Origin of the sequence: Escherichia sp. WS1118, assembly GCF_046487695.1 — a bacterium.
In the GTDB taxonomy this organism is placed as follows: Bacteria; Pseudomonadota; Gammaproteobacteria; order Enterobacterales; family Enterobacteriaceae; genus Escherichia; species Escherichia coli.
Genome location: NZ_JBJQIZ010000018.1, coordinates 1 through 23,388, shown reverse-complemented (window position 1 = coordinate 23,388; position 23,388 = coordinate 1). Strand labels below are relative to the sequence as shown.

Annotated in this window: 23 protein-coding genes and 1 pseudogene; 14 read left to right on the top strand and 10 right to left on the bottom strand. The window is 46.7% G+C overall.

Features of this window, described 5'->3' with window-relative positions; all coding sequences use genetic code 11:
• Nucleotides 1-20: 20 nt before the first annotated feature.
• Nucleotides 21-104 (bottom strand): damage-inducible type I toxin DinQ, encoded by an 84-nt coding sequence (dinQ, locus tag ACJHYO_RS21595; RefSeq protein ID WP_001295215.1) that lies wholly within the window; start codon nt 102-104, stop codon nt 21-23.
• Between the two features lie 334 nt (nt 105-438).
• Between dinQ and arsC the strand changes: the two genes are divergently transcribed.
• The 4 genes and pseudogenes from arsC (at nt 439) to ACJHYO_RS21575 (ending at nt 3,297) form a co-directional block, all read left to right on the top strand.
• Nucleotides 439-864 (top strand): glutaredoxin-dependent arsenate reductase, encoded by a 426-nt coding sequence (arsC, locus tag ACJHYO_RS21590; protein ID WP_000065791.1) that lies wholly within the window; start codon nt 439-441, stop codon nt 862-864.
• Nucleotides 865-1,480: 616 nt separating this feature from the next.
• Nucleotides 1,481-1,858 (top strand): annotated as a pseudogene (locus ACJHYO_RS21585) (hypothetical protein); the annotation flags it as partial.
• 189 nt (nt 1,859-2,047) lie between these two features.
• Entirely contained in the window at nt 2,048-2,614 is a 567-nt protein-coding gene (slp, locus tag ACJHYO_RS21580) for an outer membrane lipoprotein Slp (RefSeq protein WP_001533679.1), read from the top strand.
• A gap of 152 nt (nt 2,615-2,766) precedes the next feature.
• Nucleotides 2,767-3,297 (top strand): helix-turn-helix transcriptional regulator, encoded by a 531-nt coding sequence (locus tag ACJHYO_RS21575; RefSeq protein WP_000478618.1) that lies wholly within the window; start codon nt 2,767-2,769, stop codon nt 3,295-3,297.
• 56 nt (nt 3,298-3,353) lie between these two features.
• Here the strand turns inward: ACJHYO_RS21575 and chuS are convergent, their stop codons facing one another.
• The gene (gene chuS / locus ACJHYO_RS21570; RefSeq protein ID WP_001017200.1) at nt 3,354-4,382 is read right to left on the bottom strand and encodes a hematinate-forming heme oxygenase ChuS; all 1,029 of its coding nucleotides are present in this window, start codon (nt 4,380-4,382) and stop codon (nt 3,354-3,356) included.
• Between the two features lie 48 nt (nt 4,383-4,430).
• Nucleotides 4,431-6,413, bottom strand: a complete 1,983-nt coding sequence (gene chuA, locus ACJHYO_RS21565; protein ID WP_000089583.1) for a TonB-dependent heme/hemoglobin receptor ChuA/ShuA — start codon at nt 6,411-6,413, stop codon at nt 4,431-4,433.
• Between the two features lie 683 nt (nt 6,414-7,096).
• Here chuA and chuT point away from each other — a divergent pair.
• From chuT to ACJHYO_RS21535, 6 genes are read left to right on the top strand one after another with little or no spacing between them, the layout of a single operon-like run.
• Entirely contained in the window at nt 7,097-8,011 is a 915-nt protein-coding gene (gene chuT, locus ACJHYO_RS21560; protein WP_001312167.1) for a heme ABC transporter substrate-binding protein ChuT, read from the top strand.
• A 19-nt stretch (nt 8,012-8,030) separates the two neighbouring features.
• Nucleotides 8,031-9,368 (top strand): heme anaerobic degradation radical SAM methyltransferase ChuW/HutW, encoded by a 1,338-nt coding sequence (gene hutW, locus ACJHYO_RS21555; protein WP_001095620.1) that lies wholly within the window; start codon nt 8,031-8,033, stop codon nt 9,366-9,368.
• Nucleotides 9,369-9,380: 12 nt separating this feature from the next.
• Entirely contained in the window at nt 9,381-9,875 is a 495-nt protein-coding gene (gene hutX, locus ACJHYO_RS21550; protein WP_000020035.1) for a heme utilization cystosolic carrier protein HutX, read from the top strand.
• The gene (chuY, locus tag ACJHYO_RS21545; protein ID WP_000189347.1) at nt 9,875-10,498 is read left to right on the top strand and encodes an anaerobilin reductase; all 624 of its coding nucleotides are present in this window, start codon (nt 9,875-9,877) and stop codon (nt 10,496-10,498) included. Before hutX ends, chuY begins: the two co-directional genes overlap by 1 nt.
• A 48-nt stretch (nt 10,499-10,546) precedes the next feature.
• Complete coding sequence (gene shuU / locus ACJHYO_RS21540) at nt 10,547-11,539, top strand: heme ABC transporter permease ShuU/ChuU (RefSeq protein ID WP_000910402.1); 993 nt, start codon at nt 10,547-10,549, stop codon at nt 11,537-11,539.
• Nucleotides 11,536-12,306, top strand: a complete 771-nt coding sequence (locus ACJHYO_RS21535) for a heme ABC transporter ATP-binding protein (protein ID WP_001332154.1) — start codon at nt 11,536-11,538, stop codon at nt 12,304-12,306. The genes shuU and ACJHYO_RS21535 overlap by 4 nt, the downstream gene beginning before the upstream one ends.
• Nucleotides 12,307-12,357: 51 nt before the next feature.
• On the opposite strand, the gene ACJHYO_RS21530 is transcribed toward ACJHYO_RS21535, so the two are convergent.
• The 3 genes from ACJHYO_RS21530 to hdeA all read right to left on the bottom strand — a co-directional run bounded on the left by ACJHYO_RS21530 (nt 12,358) and on the right by hdeA (nt 13,843).
• A complete protein-coding gene (locus tag ACJHYO_RS21530; RefSeq protein ID WP_000123131.1) occupies nt 12,358-13,005 on the bottom strand; it encodes an MgtC/SapB family protein in 648 nt (215 codons plus the stop codon).
• Nucleotides 13,006-13,068: 63 nt separating this feature from the next.
• A complete protein-coding gene (gene hdeB, locus ACJHYO_RS21525) occupies nt 13,069-13,395 on the bottom strand; it encodes an acid-activated periplasmic chaperone HdeB (protein ID WP_001298717.1) in 327 nt (108 codons plus the stop codon).
• A gap of 115 nt (nt 13,396-13,510) precedes the next feature.
• Nucleotides 13,511-13,843, bottom strand: coding sequence for an acid-activated periplasmic chaperone HdeA (gene hdeA, locus ACJHYO_RS21520; protein WP_000756548.1), 333 nt, complete (start codon nt 13,841-13,843; stop codon nt 13,511-13,513).
• A gap of 254 nt (nt 13,844-14,097) precedes the next feature.
• Here hdeA and hdeD point away from each other — a divergent pair, with 254 nt between their 5' ends.
• Both hdeD and gadE read left to right on the top strand, forming a co-directional pair.
• A complete protein-coding gene (gene hdeD / locus ACJHYO_RS21515) occupies nt 14,098-14,670 on the top strand; it encodes an acid-resistance protein HdeD (RefSeq protein WP_000965671.1) in 573 nt (190 codons plus the stop codon).
• 798 nt (nt 14,671-15,468) lie between these two features.
• Nucleotides 15,469-15,996 carry an acid resistance transcriptional activator GadE gene (gene gadE / locus ACJHYO_RS21510; RefSeq protein WP_000576690.1) on the top strand — a complete coding sequence of 176 codons (528 nt, stop codon included), beginning with the start codon at nt 15,469-15,471 and terminating at the stop codon, nt 15,994-15,996.
• Here the strand turns inward: gadE and ACJHYO_RS21505 are convergent.
• On the bottom strand, nt 15,946-16,275 hold the full coding sequence (locus ACJHYO_RS21505) for a hypothetical protein (protein ID WP_001205317.1): 330 nt from the start codon (nt 16,273-16,275) through the stop codon (nt 15,946-15,948). The two genes, gadE and ACJHYO_RS21505, sit on opposite strands and share 51 nt — an antisense overlap.
• 107 nt (nt 16,276-16,382) lie before the next feature.
• Between ACJHYO_RS21505 and mdtE the strand changes: the two genes are divergently transcribed.
• Nucleotides 16,383-17,492, top strand: a complete 1,110-nt coding sequence (gene mdtE / locus ACJHYO_RS21500; RefSeq protein ID WP_001304950.1) for a multidrug transporter subunit MdtE — start codon at nt 16,383-16,385, stop codon at nt 17,490-17,492.
• Between the two features lie 24 nt (nt 17,493-17,516).
• Entirely contained in the window at nt 17,517-20,630 is a 3,114-nt protein-coding gene (gene mdtF / locus ACJHYO_RS21495) for a multidrug efflux pump RND permease MdtF (protein WP_000024904.1), read from the top strand.
• A gap of 362 nt (nt 20,631-20,992) precedes the next feature.
• Here the strand turns inward: mdtF and gadW are convergent, their stop codons facing one another.
• The 3 genes from gadW to ACJHYO_RS21480 all read right to left on the bottom strand — a co-directional run.
• Entirely contained in the window at nt 20,993-21,721 is a 729-nt protein-coding gene (gadW, locus tag ACJHYO_RS21490) for an acid resistance transcriptional activator GadW (RefSeq protein ID WP_000951553.1), read from the bottom strand.
• Between the two features lie 368 nt (nt 21,722-22,089).
• Nucleotides 22,090-22,914, bottom strand: a complete 825-nt coding sequence (gene gadX, locus ACJHYO_RS21485; protein ID WP_001357957.1) for an acid resistance transcriptional activator GadX — start codon at nt 22,912-22,914, stop codon at nt 22,090-22,092.
• Nucleotides 22,915-23,281: 367 nt separating this feature from the next.
• Nucleotides 23,282-23,388: hypothetical protein (locus ACJHYO_RS21480; RefSeq protein WP_000385218.1), on the bottom strand; the 107-nt coding region annotated here is incomplete at its 5' end.

Here is a 23,388-nt window from a genome sequence, read left to right as displayed (position 1 = left end):
CCTTAGCTACGTTTCCGCTATCAGTTCAGAAGCTGAAGCAGAAAGCGGATCAGTTCCAGCAGCGCAATTAACGCCCCAAGAACGATGATTGCTTTATCAATCACCCGTTTTCTCCATGCGATGGAGTGAGAATGCATCCGCTTACTCATCCATTGCCTGTCACGGCGCATGTCTCATTGTTAGATGTGGGCTATCTCACTCCAGCCAGAGCCACCAACTCAGGGCTGAACAGTAAAAAAACCGACGCGAAGTCGGTTTTTTTACGTCCTGATTCAGACCTCCTTTCAAATGAATGCCCAACGCTTAATTCACACCTACACCTTTCTCTACACTTACATATTCGTTAAACCATATGTGTTTTTGACTTGTCCGCTTTGGTTTGTAACTCTGGTGGCGCTGGCGCTACACCTCTCTTTCACATCGTAATGAGATACTGATATGAGCAACATTACCATTTATCACAACCCGGCCTGCGGTACGTCACGTAATACGCTGGAGATGATCCGCAACAGCGGTACAGAACCGACCATTATCTATTATCTGGAAACACCACCGACGCGCGATGAGCTGGTAAAACTCATTGCCGATATGGGGATTACCGTACGCGCGCTGCTACGTAAAAACGTCGAGCCGTATGAGGAACTGGGCCTTGCAGAAGATAAATTTACTCACGATCAGTTAATCGACTTTATGCTTCAGCACCCGATTCTGATTAATCGCCCGATTGTGGTGACGCCGCTGGGAACTCGCCTGTGCCGCCCTTCAGAAGTCGTGCTGGAAATTCTGCCAGATGCGCAAAAAGGCGCGTTCACCAAGGAAGATGGCGAGAAAGTGGTTGATGAGGCGGGTAATCGCCTGAAATAAAGCGGCTATATTCCCCCACAGGTTGTTAGAAAAATGCGCTTTATTTATGTCGGATGCGACGCTGGCGCGTTTTATCCGACCTACAAATTTATGATAATTCGATGAATTGTATGTTATTTGTAGGCCTGACAGTCGTAGCGTATCAGGCGATTTTGCTATTTACACAGTACTCCCTGCGTGAGATTCCAATTATCGCGTCCAGCATGGTGTATCAGTGAGCTGCTTAGTTATCAGCGATACAGTGCAGCAGTTTAAAGATGTACTGGATTATGATTTATCAGTGGTTTACACAATAAATAATTTCAACATACGTTAACCTATTTTATTATTACATATCTAAAACATCACAAAAATATCACTTCACACACTATCAGAGAACATCATACCTTTTTAAAACGAGCATTTTCGATAGTTGTTAACGTTTTCTTTTGCGATATGATTATTGCCTTTTTTTGCACTCAAATATTACCAGATGGAAATAAAATGGAAGTCAAAGGTAATTATATCAGGAAGATATGATGCATTATATTTACTGTATGTAGAAGAAAATCCATTCCTGTTCTAATTATCCAATTTAAAAATCTTAGCATAAAACAAATGATGAATAAGGAATGTTATGTCAATTGACTTTACCCCAGGTGTAATAAATACATATAACGGTGATATTTATAACTGCACAACAAATACCGATAATGTTAAAACGCCAGACACACCGAAGTGGCCTTGTGATAACCGGGAAGAACAACACCCCATTAATGCCCCATTCTCTGGAGAATGGATACACCTCTGAACAATTTGATTTAGCGCAACAACGCCAACAAATTAATGCGTGCCATACGAACACCACATATACAAATGCAGACTACTCAAAGTTGAGGCTCAACTTGTAAGTCTTATTAATAACATTGAAACGATAAGCTCGACACCACTTCCGCAAAAGACACAATCAATACTTAATCAGATAAATAATATTAGACACGAAAAGATTAAAAACCTCTGAATATAGATTATGGAACAATGGATACTCATGCCACGCCCAAAAATTAACTGAGCTCAACTAAACAGAAGAGATATAAACATCAGACAGGTTTACGTTACTATCAGGCATATCGCCTCAGAATCAGATGAAAACTATAAAGAAATATCTATTATGGTTTTAATATTTGTTGATAAGGATAGTAACATGAACATGACAAAAGGTGCACTCATCCTCAGCCTTTCATTTTTGCTTGCCGCATGTAGTTCAATTCCGCAAAATATCAAAGGCAATAACCAACCTGATATTCAAAAAAGTTTTGTTGCTGTTCATAACCAGCCGGGGTTATATGTTGGTCAACAAGCGCGCTTTGGTGGGAAGGTTATCAACGTTATCAATGGCAAAACGGATACGTTGTTAGAAATCGCTGTATTACCGTTGAATAGCTATGCGAAGCCTGATATTGAAGCCAACTATCAGGGCCGACTGCTCGCCAGACAAAGCGGCTTCCTTGATCCAGTGAACTATCGTAATCACTTTGTTACCATCCTCGGTACCATTCAGGGTGAACAACCTGGCTTTATCAATAAAGTCCCGTATAACTTCCTGGAAGTGAATATGCAGGGCATCCAGGTGTGGCATTTGAGAGAAGTGGTTAATACCACCTATAACTTGTGGGATTACGGCTATGGTGCATTCTGGCCGGAACCGGGCTGGGGGGCTCCTTACTACACCAATGCGGTGAGTCAGGTAACACCTGAGCTGGTCAAATAACACCACCGAAAGATGCAGATGCTTTCTCAGCATCTGCATCATGCATTACATCAAATTAATACACAGTAAGCTAACTATTATTATAAGCCCTGTCCTGTTAATTACCTTTGGCAAACTGATTATAAAGTTAATGTCCGTACCAGGAGTCGGTTATGTTTCTTATAATTACCAGGGATACGATGTTTTTCACCGCGATGAAAAACATTCTGAGTAAAGGTAATGTCGTTCATATACAGAACGAAGAAGAGATCGACGTAATGTTGCATCAGAATGCCTTCGTCATTATTGATACATTAATGAATAATGTATTTCATTCTAATTTTCTCACTCAAATTGAACGATTAAAACCTGTCCATGTAATTATTTTCTCCCCCTTTAATATTAAACGCTGCCTGGGGAAAGTACCGGTGACCTTTGTTCCGCGAACTATCGCCATCATCGACTTTGTCGCACTCATCAATGGCAGTTACTGCTCTGTGCCTGAAGCGGATGTGTCCCTCTCGCGCAAGCAGCATCAGGTTCTGAGCTGCATTGCGAATCAAATGACAACGGAAGATATTCTGGAGAAACTGAAAATATCGCTAAAAACGTTCTACTGCCATAAACACAATATCATGATGATCCTCAATCTTAAGCGGATCAATGAGCTGGTACGCCATCAGCATATTAATTATCTGGTGTGAACGATTGAACAATATAAAGAGGCCCAGCAACAGCCAGACCTCCCGTTAATTATACGTTATGCAGTAACGCCTTCCGGTATCAACGAAGCAATTTGCTTACGCCATTGCGCTTGCTCCTGTTCACCTTCTGTACGTTGACCATAAAGTTGCGCTATCTGCGTACCATCATGGGCAAACAATTCCAGACTGGTTACGTGACCATCGCTGGTCGGTTTACGGGTAACCCAGGCTTCAGCAATGCTCTCTTCTAATAGATGAAGGGTAAACGTCGGGTTGAAAATATTCAGCCAACCTTTCATTGGCACCACTTTTTCTACCACACCGGTGAAAATCTGTACGCAGCCACGGTTGCCAACAAACACCATGATTTCATTGCCATCCTGCTGTGCAGATTCAAGAATTTGCGCCAACGCACTGTTGGATACTTTGCAGGCCAAATCGTCTGCCACCAGATTGAACGCCTGTTGGCGCGTCAGGTTGTGGCGCTTGAGCAACGTAAAAAACTGATGAACGTCGGTCATCGCCCGCCACTCTTGCTCGACCACACTGGCATCGGCTCGCGTTTGAACAACTGGCGCATCAACGGCTTTTAACTCAAGCGGCGTATTCTCATCGGTGATAAACCGTGCCAGAAGCTCACTCCATGCCGCCATATCGGTATTGTCGGTGGCATAAACTTTTAGTAATGCATCGCCCTGATGATCAAAGAACTGAATACTCTGGCGTTCGCCACGAGCCGTGTTTTCTTTGATGTGGAAAACACTGGCCCATTGATTGAGAAACAGACGTAAATCCAGCGCGCGCGGATTGAGGATCAATCCGGCATGTCCGTTCAAATGCTGGTTTGTGAACGAGCCAACTTGCTCATGGACTGCATATTCATTACGACAAATACATTTGGTTTCACCAACGCTTTCCAGCGCCGCCAGAATTTCACGAATATCGCCGCGCATCCGCCACGCGTCGTGCGTGACGCGTGCAAATGCCAGTTCTGCTTCGCTGATATTCATTAAACCTGCGATGTCACGCGCGTACTTTCCGGGATTTTGTTCTTTTAACTCAAGCCAGCGTGTGTAGTGGTTCATTGTCTCTCTTCCTTCCAGATAAATGCCCCGAAATATCGGGGCAGATGATTACCATTGATAACTCACGAAAATTTTTCCGTTACGACCATCCTGTGGGATGCCTTGCGGCGACCAGTACTCTTTATCGAAGGCGTTGCCCAATACCAGAGTAGTGGTCATGCCTTTGAGCGCCTGCTGCCCTTGATAACTGACGTAGAAATCATTCACACCATAGCCAGGTTGTTTGCTGTAGCTGCTGCTGATATGTGTTGAGCGATCGGCAAACGTACCGACCCAACCAACAGAGAAGCCACTGTGAGCGATCGGAATATTCAGGGTACTGGTAACGGTATCCGGGTTAATGCTGGAGATATATTCCCCGGTATCGGTGTCTTTGCCGCGGGTACGGTTATAGGCCACATCAAGGCTAAACAGATCAGTGGTATATTTCGTCATCACATCCCAGCCCCAGATTTTGGCGTTCGGGACGTTATACGACATAGTTGTCGCCGCCGCGAAATCGACGGTCGTGGAGATATAATCTTTCGCTTTGGTATCAAAGTAGCTGGCTTTAAATTCCAGAGCATCATTGGACAACATCAGGTCATCAAAACGCAGCCCAAAACCGTACTCCTGAGTTTCGTTAGTTTCCGGACGTAAGTTCGGGTTTGGCACCCAATAGTTGGTATAGAAGCGACCAATCGAGAAGTGTTTAGAATCGTTATACATTTCGCCCATCGTCGGGGCGCGGAATGCCTGAGCATATGAGCCAAATAACATCAGCCAGTTGGTCGGGTTGATAGTCATCCCCGCACGAGATGACCATTTGTCGGCATCAACATCTTTGTAGCCGTCGCTGCTACCGCGATAACTGTCATAGCGGGTTCCGCCAAGCAGGGTAATCGGCAGATCGCGTAAGGTGATCTCATCTTGTAGCCAGCCAGAGCTAAAATCGATTTTTGCTTGCGGGAAGCCCGTCGTCGCGCCACCCGGATGTTGTTCCTGACGATAATACTCACCGCCATATGTCAGTAAGTGAGAAGCGAAACTGTCGGCAAATAGAGTGGAACGGTTCTCCAGCCTTGCTCCTTTTGTTATCTGTTCACGATACTCGCCGGAACTCCCCGTGTTTTGCGCATTAATACGGACTTCCGACCAGTAAATTTTTGCATCTGCATTTAACCAGTCGTTACCCTGCGGGGCGAGTTTATAAGAAAGCTGCGCATCGCGTTGAATTGTTGAACGATCGACCATCGGGTTACTGCTATCAGAAGCTTCAACGGTCTGCGGATTTTTTGGTTCACGCGCGTCGTTGTTGTAGTAACGCACTAAACCGCTCAGAGACTGGGCTGAATCAATTTGCCAGGTCCCTTTCGCCAGCATGTTATTAATGGATTCGTCATTCGGCGCGGTTTCACCATTGCTCTGGCGTAAATCACCCCGATCGCGACTGGACCAGGCCACAATACCATCCAGATTTTCAGTTCGCCCAAACGCGCTCGCGCCTAATCCCAGGCTATGGTCCCCCGTGCCGCCAGTACCAAAGACACGAAAACCACTGCTTTGTCCTTCCTGCAATAAATCTTTTGCATCGACCGTATCGTAGGAGATCACTCCACCCAGCGCGCCACTGCCATACAGTAATGCTGAAGGTCCGCGAACAATCTCAACACGCTTGATCAGCGCCGGATCGAGAAAAGTGCCATTCAGGTGTCCGGTATCCGTTCCCTGGCGAACACCATCGACAAGAACCAGCACGCCGCGATGATCATAGCCACGCATATTTACATCCTGACCGTTGGTTCGTCCGGTACCATCAAGAGTAATTCCAGGAACATGACGCAGCAAATCAGTGGCTGAAGTAGCAGTTTGATTTTCAGGAGCGGAAGTGTCGATAACGCTGACCATCATAGGCGCTTCGAAGGAACTACGTGCATTCCCCGTTGCCGTAACGGTCATGGTTTCAGTAGCAAAAGCAAACGTTGGCAAGGTGGCAGAAACAGCCAAAGCCAACAAACTCAAACGCAACGAGGTAAATTGCGGACGTGACATAGCGATTCTCCATGAGGAAAATAAAAAATGCTGGCTGCCTGGGTTAATACCGGGGTGGCTGGCGAAAAATAAATTTATTTACAATTCAAATGATTAGATATCACCACGGGAAGCTATTAGCGTATATATCCCGTAAAATTGCCGAATATTTCTGATAATTCAGCAAAAGCACGCCCTCTTTGTCAGGCAAAGTAGTACGCCACGTCTGAAGTGAAGAGTGCTGTGCGTTTTCCCTTACAAAAGATATGATTTTGTTATCCATGATGTCATATTTTGTTAAACTCAAACGTGATAATGAGAATTATTATCGATCAATTTTTTATGATCAAGCTTTTTTTAACCGCCATTAACACAATAAACAGGGGGTTATGAAATCTATCCAGCATCCAGAAAACCATCCTGTGTTTATGGCTATCCCCCCACAACCTCATCACAAAACGTTGTCGTTAACAGTGATAATTTTCTCTTCTCTTTGCTCTGCAAGCCGCGATATCTCCGGGTTCTCAGCTTTTTCCCGCGCTGAAATTTAATCGGTAACAAGAACATTAGCTGACGAAGCATCTTGATAAAAATCAAAAATAAATACGCTTGTAACGCCGTGCGTATTGAATCGACGGTTGTATTTCATATATAACTCAAATGATAATCATGATCATTCTCAATTTGATAAGAGTTCTCACATTATGCCAAGGATCATCACCAGGCCGTTTCTTTTTTCCCCACTAACGTTATGTATTTCAGCCGTGGTCTCTGCCGCGAAGACCATGGTAAAACGAAAAAAATTGTTTACGGCATTACTGGCTCTTAGCTGGACTTTTAGCGTAACGGCTGCCGAACGTATCGTGGTCGCAGGAGGATCGCTGACGGAGCTAATCTACGCGATGGGCGCTGGCAAACGCGTGGTTGGTGTCGATGAAACGACATCCTATCCACCAGAAACCGCCAAACTGCCGCATATTGGTTACTGGAAACAACTCAGCAGCGAAGGCATTTTGTCACTTCGCCCGGATAGCGTAATTACCTGGCAGGATGCAGGACCGCAAATTGTGCTCGACCAACTGCGGGCGCAAAAAGTCAACGTCGTCACTCTGCCGCGTGTACCAGCCACCCTTGAGCAGATGTACGCCAACATTCGCCAACTGGCAAAAACGTTACAGGTTCCTGAACAAGGCGAGGCGCTGGTGACACAGATCAACCAACGCCTGGAGCGAGTACAGCAAAACGTGGCGGCCAAAAAAGCCCCGGTTAAAGCCATGTTTATTCTCTCCGCAGGCGGAAGTGCGCCACAGGTTGCCGGTAAAGGCAGCGTCGCGGACGCCATTCTTTCGCTTGCCGGAGCAGAAAACGTCGCTACCCACCAGCAGTACAAAAGCTACAGCGCGGAATCGCTGATTGCGGCTAACCCTGAAGTGATTGTCGTCACCTCACAAATGGTCGATGGCGATATTAATCGGCTACGTTCTATTGCCGGAATTACCCACACTGCCGCATGGAAAAACCAGCGCATTATCACCGTTGATCAAAACCTGATTCTGGGAATGGGTCCGCGTATTGCTGATGTCGTTGAGTCTTTACACCAGCAGCTTTGGCCGCAATAAATGGATTTAAATCAGACGAATGAACACAAATAACACCCTGGATCTCACGCCACATTTTGCTTTAGACGGTGATCAGCCCTTTAAAGACAGGCGCGCCATGATGCCGTTTCGTGGGGCCATTCCGGTTGCCAAAGAGCAACTGGCACAGACCTGGCAAGAGATGATCAATCAAACGGTATCACCACGTAAGCGACTGGTTTACCTACACATTCCTTTTTGTGCGACACACTGCACGTTTTGTGGTTTTTATCAGAACCGTTTTAATGACGATGCGTGTGCTCATTATACCGACGCCCTGATTCGTGAAATAGAAATGGAAGCAGACAGCGTATTGCATCAGTCTGCCCCCATCCACGCGGTCTATTTCGGTGGCGGTACGCCTTCCGCGCTTTCAGCACACGATTTGGCCAGAATCATCACCACATTACGAGAAAAGCTGCCACTGGCCCCTGATTGTGAAATCACTATTGAAGGCCGGGTACTGAATTTTGACGCTGAGCGAATCGATGCTTGCCTTGATGCTGGAGCAAACCGCTTCTCAATTGGTATTCAGTCGTTTAACAGCAAAATCCGCAAGAAAATGGCCCGCACCTCGGATGGCCCAACCGCTATTGCGTTTATGGAAAGCCTGGTCAAACGCGACCGTGCCGCGGTGGTCTGTGACCTGCTGTTTGGTCTGCCGGGTCAGGATGCGCAAACCTGGGGAGAAGATCTGGCTATTGCCCGCGATATCGGTCTCGACGGCGTCGATCTCTATGCGCTCAATGTCCTGCCCAATACACCGCTGGGCAAAGCCGTGGAAAATGGGCGTACTACCGTGCCCTCTCCGGCAGAACGTCGCGATCTTTACCTGCAAGGATGTGATTTTATGGACGATGCCGGTTGGCGCTGCATCAGTAACAGCCACTGGGGCCGTACCACACGCGAACGCAATCTCTATAACCTGCTGATTAAACAAGGTGCCGATTGTCTGGCCTTTGGTTCCGGAGCCGGCGGTTCGATTAATGGGTACTCCTGGATGAACGAACGCAATCTTCAGACCTGGCATGAATCCGTCGCGGCAGGCAAAAAACCGCTGATGATGATCATGCGTAACGCCGAACGTAACGCGCAGTGGCGTCATACCTTGCAGTCGGGCATTGAAACGGCGCGTGTACCGCTGGACGAACTTACGCCACATGCCGAAAAACTCGCGCCGTTACTGGCCCAGTGGCACCAAAAAGGCTTAAGCCGCGATGCGTCAACGTGTCTGCGGTTGACCAATGAAGGTCGTTTCTGGGCAAGCAACATTTTGCAGTCTCTTAATGAACTGATTCAGGTACTTAATGCGCCAGCAATTGCGCTTGAAAAACCATAACAGGAGTGATTTATGAGCCATGTCTCGTTACAGGAATTTTTGAAAACGGAGCCAGACGGTACGCTGGAGGCGATCGCCGAACAATACAACACCACGCTGCTGGAGGTAGTGAAAAATCTGCCCTCTCCGACTGTTGTGTCAGGTGATAAATTCGATACTGTCTGGGATACCGTCTGCGAATGGGGCAACGTCACCACGTTAGTACATACTACCGATGTAATACTCGAATTTAGCGGCGAACTGCCTTCGGGTTTCCATCGCCACGGCTATTTCAACCTACGCGGAAAGCACGGCATGTCCGGGCATATCAAAGCAGAAAACTGCACGCATATTGCCTTGATCGAACGTAAATTTATGGGCATGGACACCGCCTCTATTCTCTTTTTCAATAAGGAAGGCAGCGCAATGCTGAAAATCTTCCTCGGTAGGGATGATCATCGTCAGCTCCTGAGCGAACAAGTCAGCGCCTTCCATGCTCTGGCAGTATCGTTAAAGGAACACGCCTGATGACACCGTGGCTACTCTTTGGCGCAGGCGGAAAAGGTGTGGGTGCCAGAACGCTTGAACTGGCGCTGGCGGAACAACGTCCGGTCGTTGCTGTCATTCGTCATGCCGATGCCGCCACGAAACTGGCGCAACAAGGCGTACAGGTTTTTACAGGCGACGCCTGTGATGCCAGCGTAGTCGCGGCTGCTTGCCGCGCAGCTGGCCCGGATGCGCTTATCATCTCAACAATGGGCGGAGCTCAGGATTATCTGGCGCACAGAACAGTGATTGATGAGGCCGAGAAGGCTGGCATCAGTCGCATGATTCTGGTGACCTCTTTGGGATGCGGCGATAGCTGGCCGTTTTTATCAGAGCGGGCAAAGGCTGCGTTTGGTCAGGCGGTACGGGAAAAAACGCTGGCGGAAAGCTGGTTGCAAACCAGCCAGCTTGATTATGCCATTCTCCGCCCTGGCGGTCTGCTTGATGGTGCGGCAACGGGCAAAGCACAACGGATACAAAATCAGGAGTGTCATGGTTTTATTAACCGTGCTGATGTCGCCGCACATATCCATGAACTGGCAAATGCGCCAGCACTTAACCAGCAGGTCTACAGTCTGATTGAACCGGACCTGAAACCGGCGTGATCCCCCGGCGCGGCATGTCCGCGCCGTAATGTCGTAACGGAGTTTTGCGTGCTCAAGGATTCACTCTCTTCCGCCAGGGTCTTTATGGGGCTATCACTATTATTGCTAGCTCTGGTGCTGTTTGGTGCCAGTCAGGGAGCGTTAAAGATCAGTTTTGATGCCCTTTTTGATGAGGAATACCGCGATATCTGGCTCAATATTCGTCTACCACGGGTTTTGCTGGCGGTGCTGGTAGGTGCAGCGTTGGCAACCGCCGGGGTAATTATGCAGGGGCTTTTTCGCAACCCAATGGCTGACCCTGGATTACTCGGCGTCAGTAGCGGTTCTGCATTAATGGTTGGCGTTGCTATTGTGCTGCCCTTCTCCTTCCCAGTGGTGCTGGTGCTCTATGAGCAAATGGTGTTTGCCATTGCCGGAAGTTTAGTGGTCTGCACCATCATTTTTCTCATCACGCAGCGCCATCGCGATGGCAGCATGATGCAATTATTACTCGCCGGTATCGCCATCAATGCCCTGTGCGGCGCAGCGATCGGCATCCTGAGCTATATCGGCGATGAGCAGCAGCTACGACAACTCACATTGTGGATGATGGGCAATCTTGGACAGGCGCAATGGCCGACGTTATTGGTTGCCAGTTCATTCATCCTACCGGCCATTATCGCAACAACTTGTCTCGCCGGAACGCTGAATTTACTGCAGCTCGGTGATGAAGAAGCCCACTACCTCGGCGTGAACGTGAAGCGTAAACGCCAGCAATTACTGTTAGTGAGCTCACTGCTCGTTGGTGCTGCCGTATCGGTAAGCGGCATTATCGGCTTTATTGGCCTGGTGATCCCGCATCTGATTCGCATGACTACCGGGGCAAATCACCGCTGGCTAATCCCTTGTTCCGCCCTCGCCGGAGCCTGTTTATTGCTGATGGCAGACACGCTTGCCCGCACGCTGGTACAGCCAGCAGAAATGCCCGTGGGATTATTAACCAGCCTGCTTGGTGGCCCTTATTTTATGTGGTTAATTCTGCGCAACCGGAGGATCACATGATCAGCGCCCAGAATCTGGTTTATAGCCTTCAGGGGCGGCGTCTGACTGATAATGTCTCGCTGACTTTTCCCGGTGGGGAAATTGTTGCCATCCTCGGGCCTAATGGTGCGGGAAAATCTACGCTGCTTCGCCAGCTAACCGGCTATCTTCAACCTGATAGCGGCGAATGTCGGTTGTTTAATAAGCCATTAAATGAATGGTCGATTACTGAACTGGCGAAACACCGGGCCGTGATGCGTCAAAATAGCCACATGGCGTTTCCATTCAGCGTACAAGAAGTTATCCAGATGGGGCGGCATCCGCATCGTACTGGTAATCAGGATAATGAAACAGCACAAATAATGGCGTTATGTGACTGTCAGGCGTTAGCAAACCGCAACTATCGGCAATTATCCGGTGGTGAACAACAGCGCGTGCAATTAGCGCGCCTGCTGGTGCAACTCTGGGAACCTACTCCCTCACCGAAATGGTTATTTCTTGATGAACCAACTTCGGCGCTGGATATTCACCATCAGCAGCACTTGTTTCGTTTATTACGCCAGTTAGTTCACGAACGGCAGTTCAATGTTTGCTGCGTATTGCACGATCTAAATCTTGCCGCGCGTTATGCAGACCGTGTTGTATTAATGCAAAAAGGAAAGGTTATCGCAAATGGTAAGCCGCAGGACGTATTGACACAGCAGGCGCTGACAATGCTCTACGGCGCGGATATTACCGTACTTAAAGATCCTGCCAACCATTCACCACTGATCGTCCTCGATCATTAAAACCAACAGGAGTACCGCACTGGTACTCCTGCGAATAAATAACTATACAGATTAGCTAATTGAAACGCCTTTCACCCCTGCCATACCTTTTAATAATCGCAACAGATCTTCTATCGACGTCGTGGCATGAAGCTGGATATCAATGGCGACCACTTCATGATCTTCATTTTCCTGCAACGAAACTAAATCCGTTTTTATTTTTTGCTGCTTAAACCAGTCGAGCATTGATACCGTATTACCGTTCACTAATGTCAGCTGTAAATGGTAATTTTTGTTCATCAGGCGGAAGGTTAATTGATGGAAGACTTCCAGCACCAGCAAGGTCATCACTGAACCATAAATACCCAGTTCGTACATACCGCTGCCAATAACCATACCAATGGCGGCGGTCACCCAGATATCCGCTGCCGTCGTCAGACCTACAATATTTTGGTTACGAACGAGAATGTTACCTGCACCGATAAACCCGACGCCCGTCACAACCTGAGCAGCAATACGGCTGGGATCCAGTCCGACGTGACCTAAAGACAGCACGTCAGCAAAACCATATTTCGAAACAATCATAAACAGGGCGCTTCCCATGCCAATTAATACATGTGTGCGTAACCCTGCTCCTTTGCCGCGCATTTGCCTTTCCATGCCAATAGCGCCACAGGCAATTACCGCAAGTATAAGTCGTATAATAAATTCTGCTGTCATATAAAAATGCAAAAAGGAGCAGCAAGATGGCTCAACTTGCTACTCCTTTTTACTTGTACCTTATTAATTCGGCAAGTCATTAGATGCTTGATTTTTGAAGGTATACAAATTTTTCTGCGGGTTTTTCTTGCAGTATTCGATCACTTTAGGAATTTGAGTGAGATCGGTTTCATTTAAAGTAACGGTATCGCCACCTTTATATACTGTTTCTTCATGCAGCATCCACCACGCAACTGGTGTCATTGCTTTTGGATTCAGATCAATAAATTCCTGGCAGGTCATATCTTTAGCGGATTCATTGGCTGCCAGCGCAGATTGTGCGTTCACCAGTGACAAAGCCGCTACAGCGCCCATAAAAATAAACGCTTTACGGAGAGATGAAATGTTCATTTTGTAACCCATTCAATATAGAGATTATATACAAACAGGAGGAATAGCTGCTTTTAAAGAAGATATTCCGGCCTGTTCAATATGCAAGGAAATACGATGTAACGCATTCCCGGAATTACATATCTTTCTTAATTTTGTCCCATTCGCCTTTAACTTTATCTTTAAAGCTGGCTTTTTTATCCTGAGTACAAGCCTGAACGATAGCTGGGGTTACGGTTGCAATACCCTGAACATCTAAAACCGCATCTTCTGGTTTATCTTTGTTGTTCAGTGCTTCAGCAAAACCGACTGCAGTTGGCTGGAAGGATTCGTCCACAGCCAGGAAATCTTCACAGGTCCAGGAGTTGACCGGTTTTTTGTTATCAGCTGCTTTTTGTGCATCCGCTGCATTGCTCACTACTGGCAGAAGAAGCAGACCACCAAGAATAACGCCTAATACTTTTTTCATCGTAATATCCTCAACTATAAAGTGAAAGAGCCGTCACGAATCAATTTCGACACTGAGGTTATAACCTGGTTTTCTGTATATGTCATGTTGATGGAAAATATCAAAATCAGATATTTTTATTTCAATACAATGAGTTACAGATGCATCAGATACTGTAATTAGGAAATTTTTATTAAATCGACTGCATTCTTAGACGCGTTTTTGGCATAGATTGATAGCAGGGGATTTTCTTCTTAATTTTATAGGGTGGTTCTATGTTATATATAGATAAGGCAACAATTTTGAAGTTTGATCTGGAGATGCTTAAAAAACATCGCAGAGCAATCCAGTTTATTGCCGTGCTGCTGTTTATCGTCGGGTTGCTGTGTATCAGTTTTCCGTTCGTCTCTGGCGACATTTTAAGCACAGTAGTGGGTGCATTATTAATCTGCTCGGGCATTGCGCTTATTGTCGGGCTATTCAGCAACCGCAGTCATAATTTCTGGCCGGTATTATCCGGTTTCCTCGTCGCAGTCGCCTATTTATTGATCGGCTATTTCTTCATCCGCGCACCAGAGCTGGGCATTTTTGCCATTGCGGCATTTATTGCCGGTTTGTTCTGTGTGGCAGGGGTTATTCGCCTGATGAGTTGGTATCGTCAGCGTTCAATGAAAGGCAGTTGGCTACAGCTCGTTATTGGTGTGCTGGATATCGTCATTGCCTGGATATTCCTTGGTGCTACGCCGATGGTGTCGGTAACGCTGGTTTCCACACTGGTGGGAATTGAACTGATATTTAGCGCCGCCAGTCTGTTCAGCTTCGCCAGTTTGTTCGTTAAAAAGCAATAATTATCCCTATTTCCACCTGGATCATAGTCACATTAAGTGACTATGATCCAGTTAATACTCTCTTAGCTATACAGTGTTTCAGTTCAATTACGCACTATCATTGAAACAATTGCCTGCTGTTGATTATTTCAACCTACTGAATTTAATCTGATTTTTTTCGTTCCATGGCAAATTAGCCATTTCAAACATTATCATGGCTGATATTTTCCGTGGTCAGGTTTAATGTTTTAAAAGTGCTGTGGGAAAGTGAACAAAGAGTTCCGTAAGCGTTGATGCTATGGGCGGTTAAATAAGTAATCCGGGTTCATTTTTTTGCAACTGGCGTTGATTACATTGCATAAATATCCGTGTCTCCAGACGCTATATAAAAACCTGAAGACATGAATGAGTTATTTAATCAGGTAATTTCAATGCGTTAAAAGAAAGCTGGCAATCCAATTGCCAGCCTAAGTCGAAACAAGGAGACTCGATATTTAAATCGGATTACATTTTAACTTTAGTAATATTCTTCAGAGATCACAAACTGGTTATTGATAACTTATTCTTGGGCAGTAATCCGCAAAAGTTAACCTTTTGTTTACTAGTTACAAACTGATAACAACCAGGAATCTTACTTAGGACCAATATATGGAGTGTGTGATGGATAAATCTGAAGTATTGATTAGTGTTAATAGACGTATTAGTTCACGAAGGGCAAAGTTCTTATAGGCGTTTACTATATTGAACAACGATTCGGACAAGGATGTAAATAATGAAAAGGATGACATGTTCGAAACGATAACGGCTAAGGAGCAAGTTATGATTTTTCTCATGACGAAAGATTCTTTTCTTTTACAGGGCTTTTGGCAGTTGAAAGATAATCACGAAATGATAAAAATCAATTCCCTGTCAGAGATCAAAAAAGTAGGCAATAAACCCTTCAAGGTGATCATTGACACCTATCACAACCATATCCTTGATGAAGAAGCGATTAAATTCCTGGAGAAATTAGATGCCGAGAGAATTATTGTTTTGGCACCTTATCACATCAGTAAACTAAAAGCTAAAGCGCCTATTTATTTTGTCAGCCGTAAAGAAAGTATCAAAAATCTTCTTGAGATTACTTATGGTAAACACTTGCCCCATAAGAATTCACAACTATGTTTTTCACATAATCAGTTCAAAATTATGCAACTGATTCTGAAAAACAAAAATGAAAGCAATATCACGTCAACGCTCAACATTTCGCAACAAACATTAAAGATTCAGAAATTCAACATTATGTACAAGCTGAAATTAAGACGTATGAGCGACATCGTCACCCTGGGTATCACATCTTATTTTTAGTAAGGACATAAGCAACTGAAATTGATGGCTGGCATGACGAGGGATGCAGATGCTGATTTCAATACCCCCGGTGATTATTGAAGGAGAGACGAAAACGACTTTATTCCCCTGGTATGTGTATCCACCAGTAGAACCCTTCGTTGCCCGAATGCTGGCAGAAACTGTTGGCAGAACGGCAACATTTTTTTTGTCGTTGACCTCACCATGTCGATCACTGTGCTTGCATCCCATCTTACTGGCTGACAACCCCACTATGCCGCTGGTCTGTAAATCCCTCATATCTCTCCTCGCGCGCAATTTAAAGAACCGTTATTTCTCAAGAATTTTCAGGGACTAAAATGAACAGAAGAAGAAAACTGTTAATACCGTTGTTATTCTGCGGCGCGATGCTCACCGCCTGCGATGACAAATCGGCGGAAAACGCCGCCGCCATGACGCCTGAGGTCGGTGTCGTCACACTCTCCCCCGGTTCGGTCAATGTGTTGAGCGAATTGCCCGGTAGAACCGTTCCTTATGAAGTTGCCGAGATACGTCCCCAGGTGGGCGGTATTATCATTAAACGCAACTTTATCGAAGGCGATAAAGTGAACCAGGGCGATTCGCTGTATCAGATTGATCCTGCGCCTTTACAGGCTGAGCTGAACTCCGCCAAAGGCTCGCTGGCGAAAGCGCTCTCTACCGCCAGCAATGCCCGCATCACCTTTAACCGCCAGGCATCGTTGCTGAAGACCAACTATGTTAGCCGTCAGGATTACGACACCGCGCGCACCCAGTTGAATGAAGCAGAAGCCAATGTCACCGTCGCCAAAGCGGCTGTTGAACAGGCGACGATCAATCTGCAATACGCGAATGTCACCTCGCCGATTACGGGCGTCAGCGGGAAATCGTCGGTGACCGTCGGCGCACTCGTTACCGCTAATCAGGCAGATTCGCTGGTTACCGTACAACGTCTGGACCCGATTTATGTCGATCTCACGCAGTCGGTGCAGGATTTCTTGCGCATGAAAGAAGAGGTCGCCAGTGGGCAAATCAAACAGGTTCAGGGCAGTACGCCAGTACAGCTCAATCTGGAAAATGGTAAACGTTACGGCCAGACCGGCACGCTGAAATTCTCCGACCCGACGGTGGATGAAACCACGGGCTCCGTGACGTTACGGGCGATTTTCCCCAACCCAAATGGTGACTTGCTGCCTGGCATGTATGTCACGGCATTAGTGGATGAAGGTAGCCGCCAGAATGTATTACTGGTGCCGCAGGAAGGCGTCACCCACAACGCCCAGGGTAAAGCAACGGCACTCATTCTGGATAAAGACGATGTCGTGCAGCTACGCGAAATCGAAGCCAGCAAAGCCATCGGCGACCAGTGGGTTGTCACCTCTGGCTTGCAGGCTGGCGATCGGGTGATCGTTTCCGGTTTGCAACGCATTCGTCCGGGTATCAAAGCACGTGCAATTTCCTCCAGCCAGGAAAACGCCAGCACCGAATCGAAACAATAACGTTGCAGGCTTAAGGGGACTTTCATGGCTAACTATTTTATTGATCGCCCGGTTTTTGCCTGGGTACTTGCCATTATTATGATGCTTGCAGGCGGTCTGGCGATCATGAACTTACCGGTTGCGCAGTATCCGCAGATTGCGCCACCGACCATTACCGTCAGCGCAACCTATCCGGGTGCCGATGCGCAAACGGTAGAAGACTCGGTCACTCAGGTGATTGAGCAAAATATGAATGGGCTTGATGGCCTGATGTACATGTCTTCAACCAGCGATGCGGCAGGTAATGCCTCCATCACTCTGACCTTCGAGACGGGGACATCACCTGATATCGCACAGGTTCAGGTGCAAAATAAACTGCAACTCGCTATGCCTTCATTACCTGAAGCGGTGCAGCAGCAGGGAATTAGCGTCGATAAGTCGAGCAGTAATATCCTGATGGTAGCGGCATTTATTTCTGATAACGGCAGCCTCAACCAGTACGATATCGCGGACTATGTAGCGTCTAATATCAAAGACCCGCTAAGCCGTACCGCGGGCGTTGGTAGCGTACAGCTCTTTGGTTCCGAGTACGCCATGCGTATCTGGCTGGACCCGCAAAAACTCAATAAATATAACCTGGTACCTTCCGATGTTATTTCCCAGATTAAGGTGCAAAACAACCAGATTTCCGGTGGTCAACTGGGTGGCATGCCACAGGCGGCAGACCAGCAACTGAACGCCTCGATCATTGTGCAGACGCGTCTGCAAACGCCGGAAGAATTTGGCAAAATCCTGTTGAAAGTTCAGCAAGATGGTTCGCAAGTACTGCTGCGTGATGTCGCCCGCGTCGAACTTGGGGCGGAAGATTATTCCACCGTGGCGCGCTATAACGGCAAACCTGCTGCTGGGATCGCCATCAAACTGGCTACCGGAGCAAACGCCCTGGATACCTCGCGAGCGGTGAAAGAGGAGCTGAACCGTTTATCGGCTTATTTCCCTGCAAGCCTGAAGACGGTTTATCCTTACGACACCACACCGTTTATCAAAATTTCTATTCAGGAAGTTTTCAAAACGCTGGTTGAGGCTATCATCCTCGTCTTCCTGGTCATGTATCTGTTTTTGCAGAATTTCCGCGCCACAATCATCCCGACGATTGCCGTACCGGTGGTTATTCTCGGGACGTTTGCGATCTTGTCGGCGGTCGGTTTCACCATCAACACGTTAACTATGTTCGGGATGGTGCTGGCGATAGGGTTACTGGTGGATGACGCCATCGTGGTGGTGGAGAACGTCGAGCGTGTCATTGCGGAAGATAAGCTACCGCCGAAGGAAGCGACGCATAAATCGATGGGGCAGATCCAACGTGCGCTGGTCGGGATTGCCGTTGTTCTTTCCGCAGTGTTTATGCCGATGGCCTTTATGAGCGGTGCGACCGGGGAGATCTACCGCCAGTTCTCCATCACGCTGATCTCCTCCATGCTGCTTTCAGTATTTGTAGCAATGAGCCTGACCCCTGCCCTGTGCGCCACCATTCTGAAAGCCGCGCCGGAGGGCGGTCACAAACCTAACGCCCTGTTCGCACGCTTCAACACGCTGTTTGAAAAATCAACTCAGCACTATACCGACAGCACCCGCTCGCTGTTGCGTTGTACCGGTCGCTACATGGTGGTCTACCTGCTGATTTGCGCCGGGATGGCGGTGCTGTTCCTGCGTACGCCGACCTCTTTCTTACCAGAAGAGGATCAGGGGGTATTTATGACCACCGCGCAGTTACCTTCCGGTGCAACCATGGTTAACACCACGAAAGTGCTACAACAGGTGACGGATTATTATCTGACAAAAGAGAAAAATAATGTTCAGTCGGTGTTTACCGTTGGTGGCTTTGGCTTCAGTGGTCAGGGGCAAAACAACGGTCTGGCGTTTATCAGCCTCAAGCCGTGGTCTGAACGTGTCGGCGAGGAAAACTCGGTTACCGCGATTATTCAGCGGGCAATGATTGCGCTAAGCAGTATCAATAAAGCCGTCGTCTTCCCGTTCAACTTACCCGCGGTGGCTGAACTGGGTACCGCGTCAGGTTTTGATATGGAACTGCTGGACAACGGCAATCTGGGGCACGAAAAGCTGACCCAGGCGCGAAACGAGCTGTTATCACTGGCAGCGCAATCACCGAATCAGGTCATCGGGGTACGCCCGAACGGCCTGGAAGATACGCCGATGTTCAAAGTGAACGTCAACGCTGCGAAAGCCGAGGCTATGGGTGTGGCGCTGTCTGATATCAACCAGACAATTTCCACCGCCTTCGGCAGCAGCTACGTGAACGACTTCCTCAACCAGGGGCGGGTGAAAAAAGTGTATGTCCAGGCAGGCACGCCGTTCCGTATGTTGCCGGATAACATCAACCAATGGTATGTACGCAACGCCTCTGGCACGATGGCACCGCTTTCTGCCTATTCGTCTACCGAATGGACCTATGGTTCACCGCGACTGGAACGCTACAACGGCATCCCGTCAATGGAGATTTTAGGTGAAGCGGCTGCCGGGAAAAGTACCGGTGACGCCATGAAATTTATGGCAGACCTGGTCGCAAAACTTCCGGCAGGCGTCGGCTACTCATGGACCGGACTGTCGTATCAGGAAGCGTTATCCTCAAACCAGGCTCCCGCGCTATATGCCATTTCACTGGTCGTGGTGTTCCTCGCCCTCGCCGCACTTTATGAAAGCTGGTCAATTCCGTTCTCGGTGATGTTGGTTGTTCCGTTAGGCGTCGTTGGCGCATTACTGGCCACCGATCTGCGCGGCTTAAGTAATGACGTTTACTTCCAGGTTGGTTTGCTGACCACCATCGGGCTTTCCGCCAAGAACGCCATCCTGATTGTCGAATTTGCCGTTGAGATGATGCAGAAAGAAGGGAAAACGCCGGTAGAGGCAATCATCGAAGCAGCGCGTATGCGTTTACGCCCAATCCTGATGACTTCTCTGGCCTTTATTCTCGGCGTGCTGCCGCTGGTTATCAGTCATGGTGCCGGCTCTGGCGCGCAAAACGCGGTAGGTACCGGCGTAATGGGCGGGATGTTTGCCGCAACAGTGCTGGCAATTTACTTCGTTCCGGTCTTTTTCGTTGTAGTGGAACATCTCTTTGCCCGCTTTAAAAAAGCGTAACGTGTAAATGAGAGTAAGGTTGAACGTGAGGGTTCAGCCTTACTCTTTCCTGCTAACCATTCACCACTCAACAACCAGCTAACCGTCAGGAATACCAGGCTTAGTACACAGCACTGAAAGTAGAAACCACTCCAGCCATTCGTCATCAATTTGAAAAGCACAATACTGACCCACATTCCCGTAATCGTATGAATTGTTAGCTTAATAATCCCAAACATGCCGAGTCTTTTCCTCCTGAAAATACCTATACCGCCTGGCAAACTGCGAAAGAGAACTAGCCGGTAGCCCGGCAGAAATCATCAGGAAAGAGTTTCACATGAAGCAGACGTGAGATCCTGACCAATATTCAAATGCGAAATATGTCAGGAAAAGGTACCCGGCGAATGTTGCGAAAACTGATGTGGCGTTACACCATAATATTGTCTAAATGTATTTATAAAGTATGACGTACTGCTATAGCCACATTTTTCCGCAATAGTATGCAGAGGTATTTGACGTAACTCGAGTAATCGTCTGGCCATCGACATCCTGGAGGCGAGTAATATTTTACTGAAACAGGTATTTTCATCCTGCAACTTTTTTTTGATGAGACTCTCGCTGGTGTACATTCTTTCTGCGATATCGCGTAGATACCAACGTTTAGCGATATCAAAGCTAATAAGGCGTTCAACTTTTCCTGAAACAGTACTGATACTATTGAAAAGTAAGGGGATCAGTTCTTTCTTATGAGAAAACATTGATAAACAGGAAAGATAGAGCATTTTGCTCAGTATCGGCGAATTGACCCGGGGGTCATTGAAACTATCAAAAATCGCCGTCACCAGCTGTATGGGGGGTGACTGGTTAATTAACAAACGGTCTTTGCTATGCAATCCTAAATTGCGTGGCAACTGACGAATATTTTGTAAGTAATGGCAAACTGTCAGCTCTTCGATATCCAGCCGTCGCGTATCCAGTGAACAAAACGCAAAATCGTCTGCCAAATTTTTATCCAGCAGCAGGATACTCTCGTTATGCAACGATATTTTTTGCTGTTCATGATGAATATCGAATGAACGACGAACGAGGATCACCGAGCAGACATGAGCCATGACTATCCCTTATATTTCATTACTGCGATTATTTCAATGTCAGTATACTAATGAAATGACGCCAGACTGTTTCTGTGTGCAAAAACTGCCATATTTGGTAGGACCAAATTTTATCCACAAAGTAGTTTTGCATAACAGTTAATTGATAATAAGTAAATGCAACACGATTATATTTTCACACAGCGTATAGCTTATGTTTATAAAAAAATGGCTGATCTTATTTCCAGTAAAAGTTATATTTAACTTACTGAGAGCACAAAGTTTCCCGTGCCAACAGGGAGTGTTATAACGGTTTATTAGTCTGGAGACGGCAGACTATCCTCTTCCCGGTCCCCTATGCCGGGTTTTTTTTATGTCTGAGTAAAACTCTATAATCTTATTCCTTCCGCAGAACGGTCAGTGCCGTAAAAAATCCCTTGCGCAGCCATACTTGCCGCCGAGCCACAGTTCGGTAATTCCTGCGCCGATCGCTCCTGATACTCTGTGGGCGTCATCCCATAATAATTTCGAAAAACGTAAATGAAATACGACACGCTGTGATATCCACAGGATACTGCAACTCGCTTAATTGAAACCCCATATATAACAATAAGTTGTAAAGCACGCTGCATCCTACACTCAGTAAGCAACTGTGAATATGACGTACCTTCTTCGCGCAATTTTTTCTTTAACAGGCTTGGACTCATCAACAATTCGCTAGCGATTCGGGCTAATGTCCACTCATGGGCGATATTATTATTGATGACCGTACAAACTCGTGTTCGCATATTCGGTTGCAACACGTTCAGAAGTAACGGTATAAATTGCGTATCCTCAAGAAAAACAGATAACAACGCAAAGATTAATGCCCTTTTACGTAGCATTTCTGCATAGCGAAGATTCTTATTCTGCGATAGTTGCGCAACTTCCTGAAAAACAGGAATATCTCTGGTACAGTGATGAACGAGTAATGAAGGAACTTTTTTATGTGCATGAAGTTTTAATGCCTCCTCCTTGAGCATCGGGAGAAATAATGAAAGCGTGTCTCTTGAAACTAATACGAAATTCTCAACACACTTATCCACTTGAATTTGGCTTGCATCCGCAAAAACCAGATCACCGCCATTAAAATAGCGATATTCACCATTAACCATGGTGAGAATATATTTATGTCTTGCGTACGCAATTAGACAATTACCATGTAGTGGTTGCATAGTTGACTTAATATTACATAAACATATTACTGTTTATTAATGTAGCACGCCGCCCTCTTAAGTCAAATTGATTGATAAATAAATTTAAACGAAGCGGGAAAACAGGATGATAATGAGCGATGATACTCGGGCTGGATGACTGGATTTATTATATAAAAAGGGGACTTAAGAACGAAGAGGAATTAATAGTAAGCAAATAATTCATCATCGTAATATTAAGCAGTATCGCTATGCTCCATAACATTCATATAACATATATCTTATCAACACGATGAATAGACAGGTAATATATTATTGCAATTAATAAGTAGCCGAATACCCACCTGTTTTTAAAGGTTGGGCATTCGGTTTTTACAACGTGATGTTATCAGGTGTGTTTAAAGCTGTTCTGCTGGGCAATACCCTGCAGTTTCGGGTGGTCGCTGAGATATTTCAGGGAGGCTTTGTAGTCTTCCAGCAACAGTTCAGCAAAGT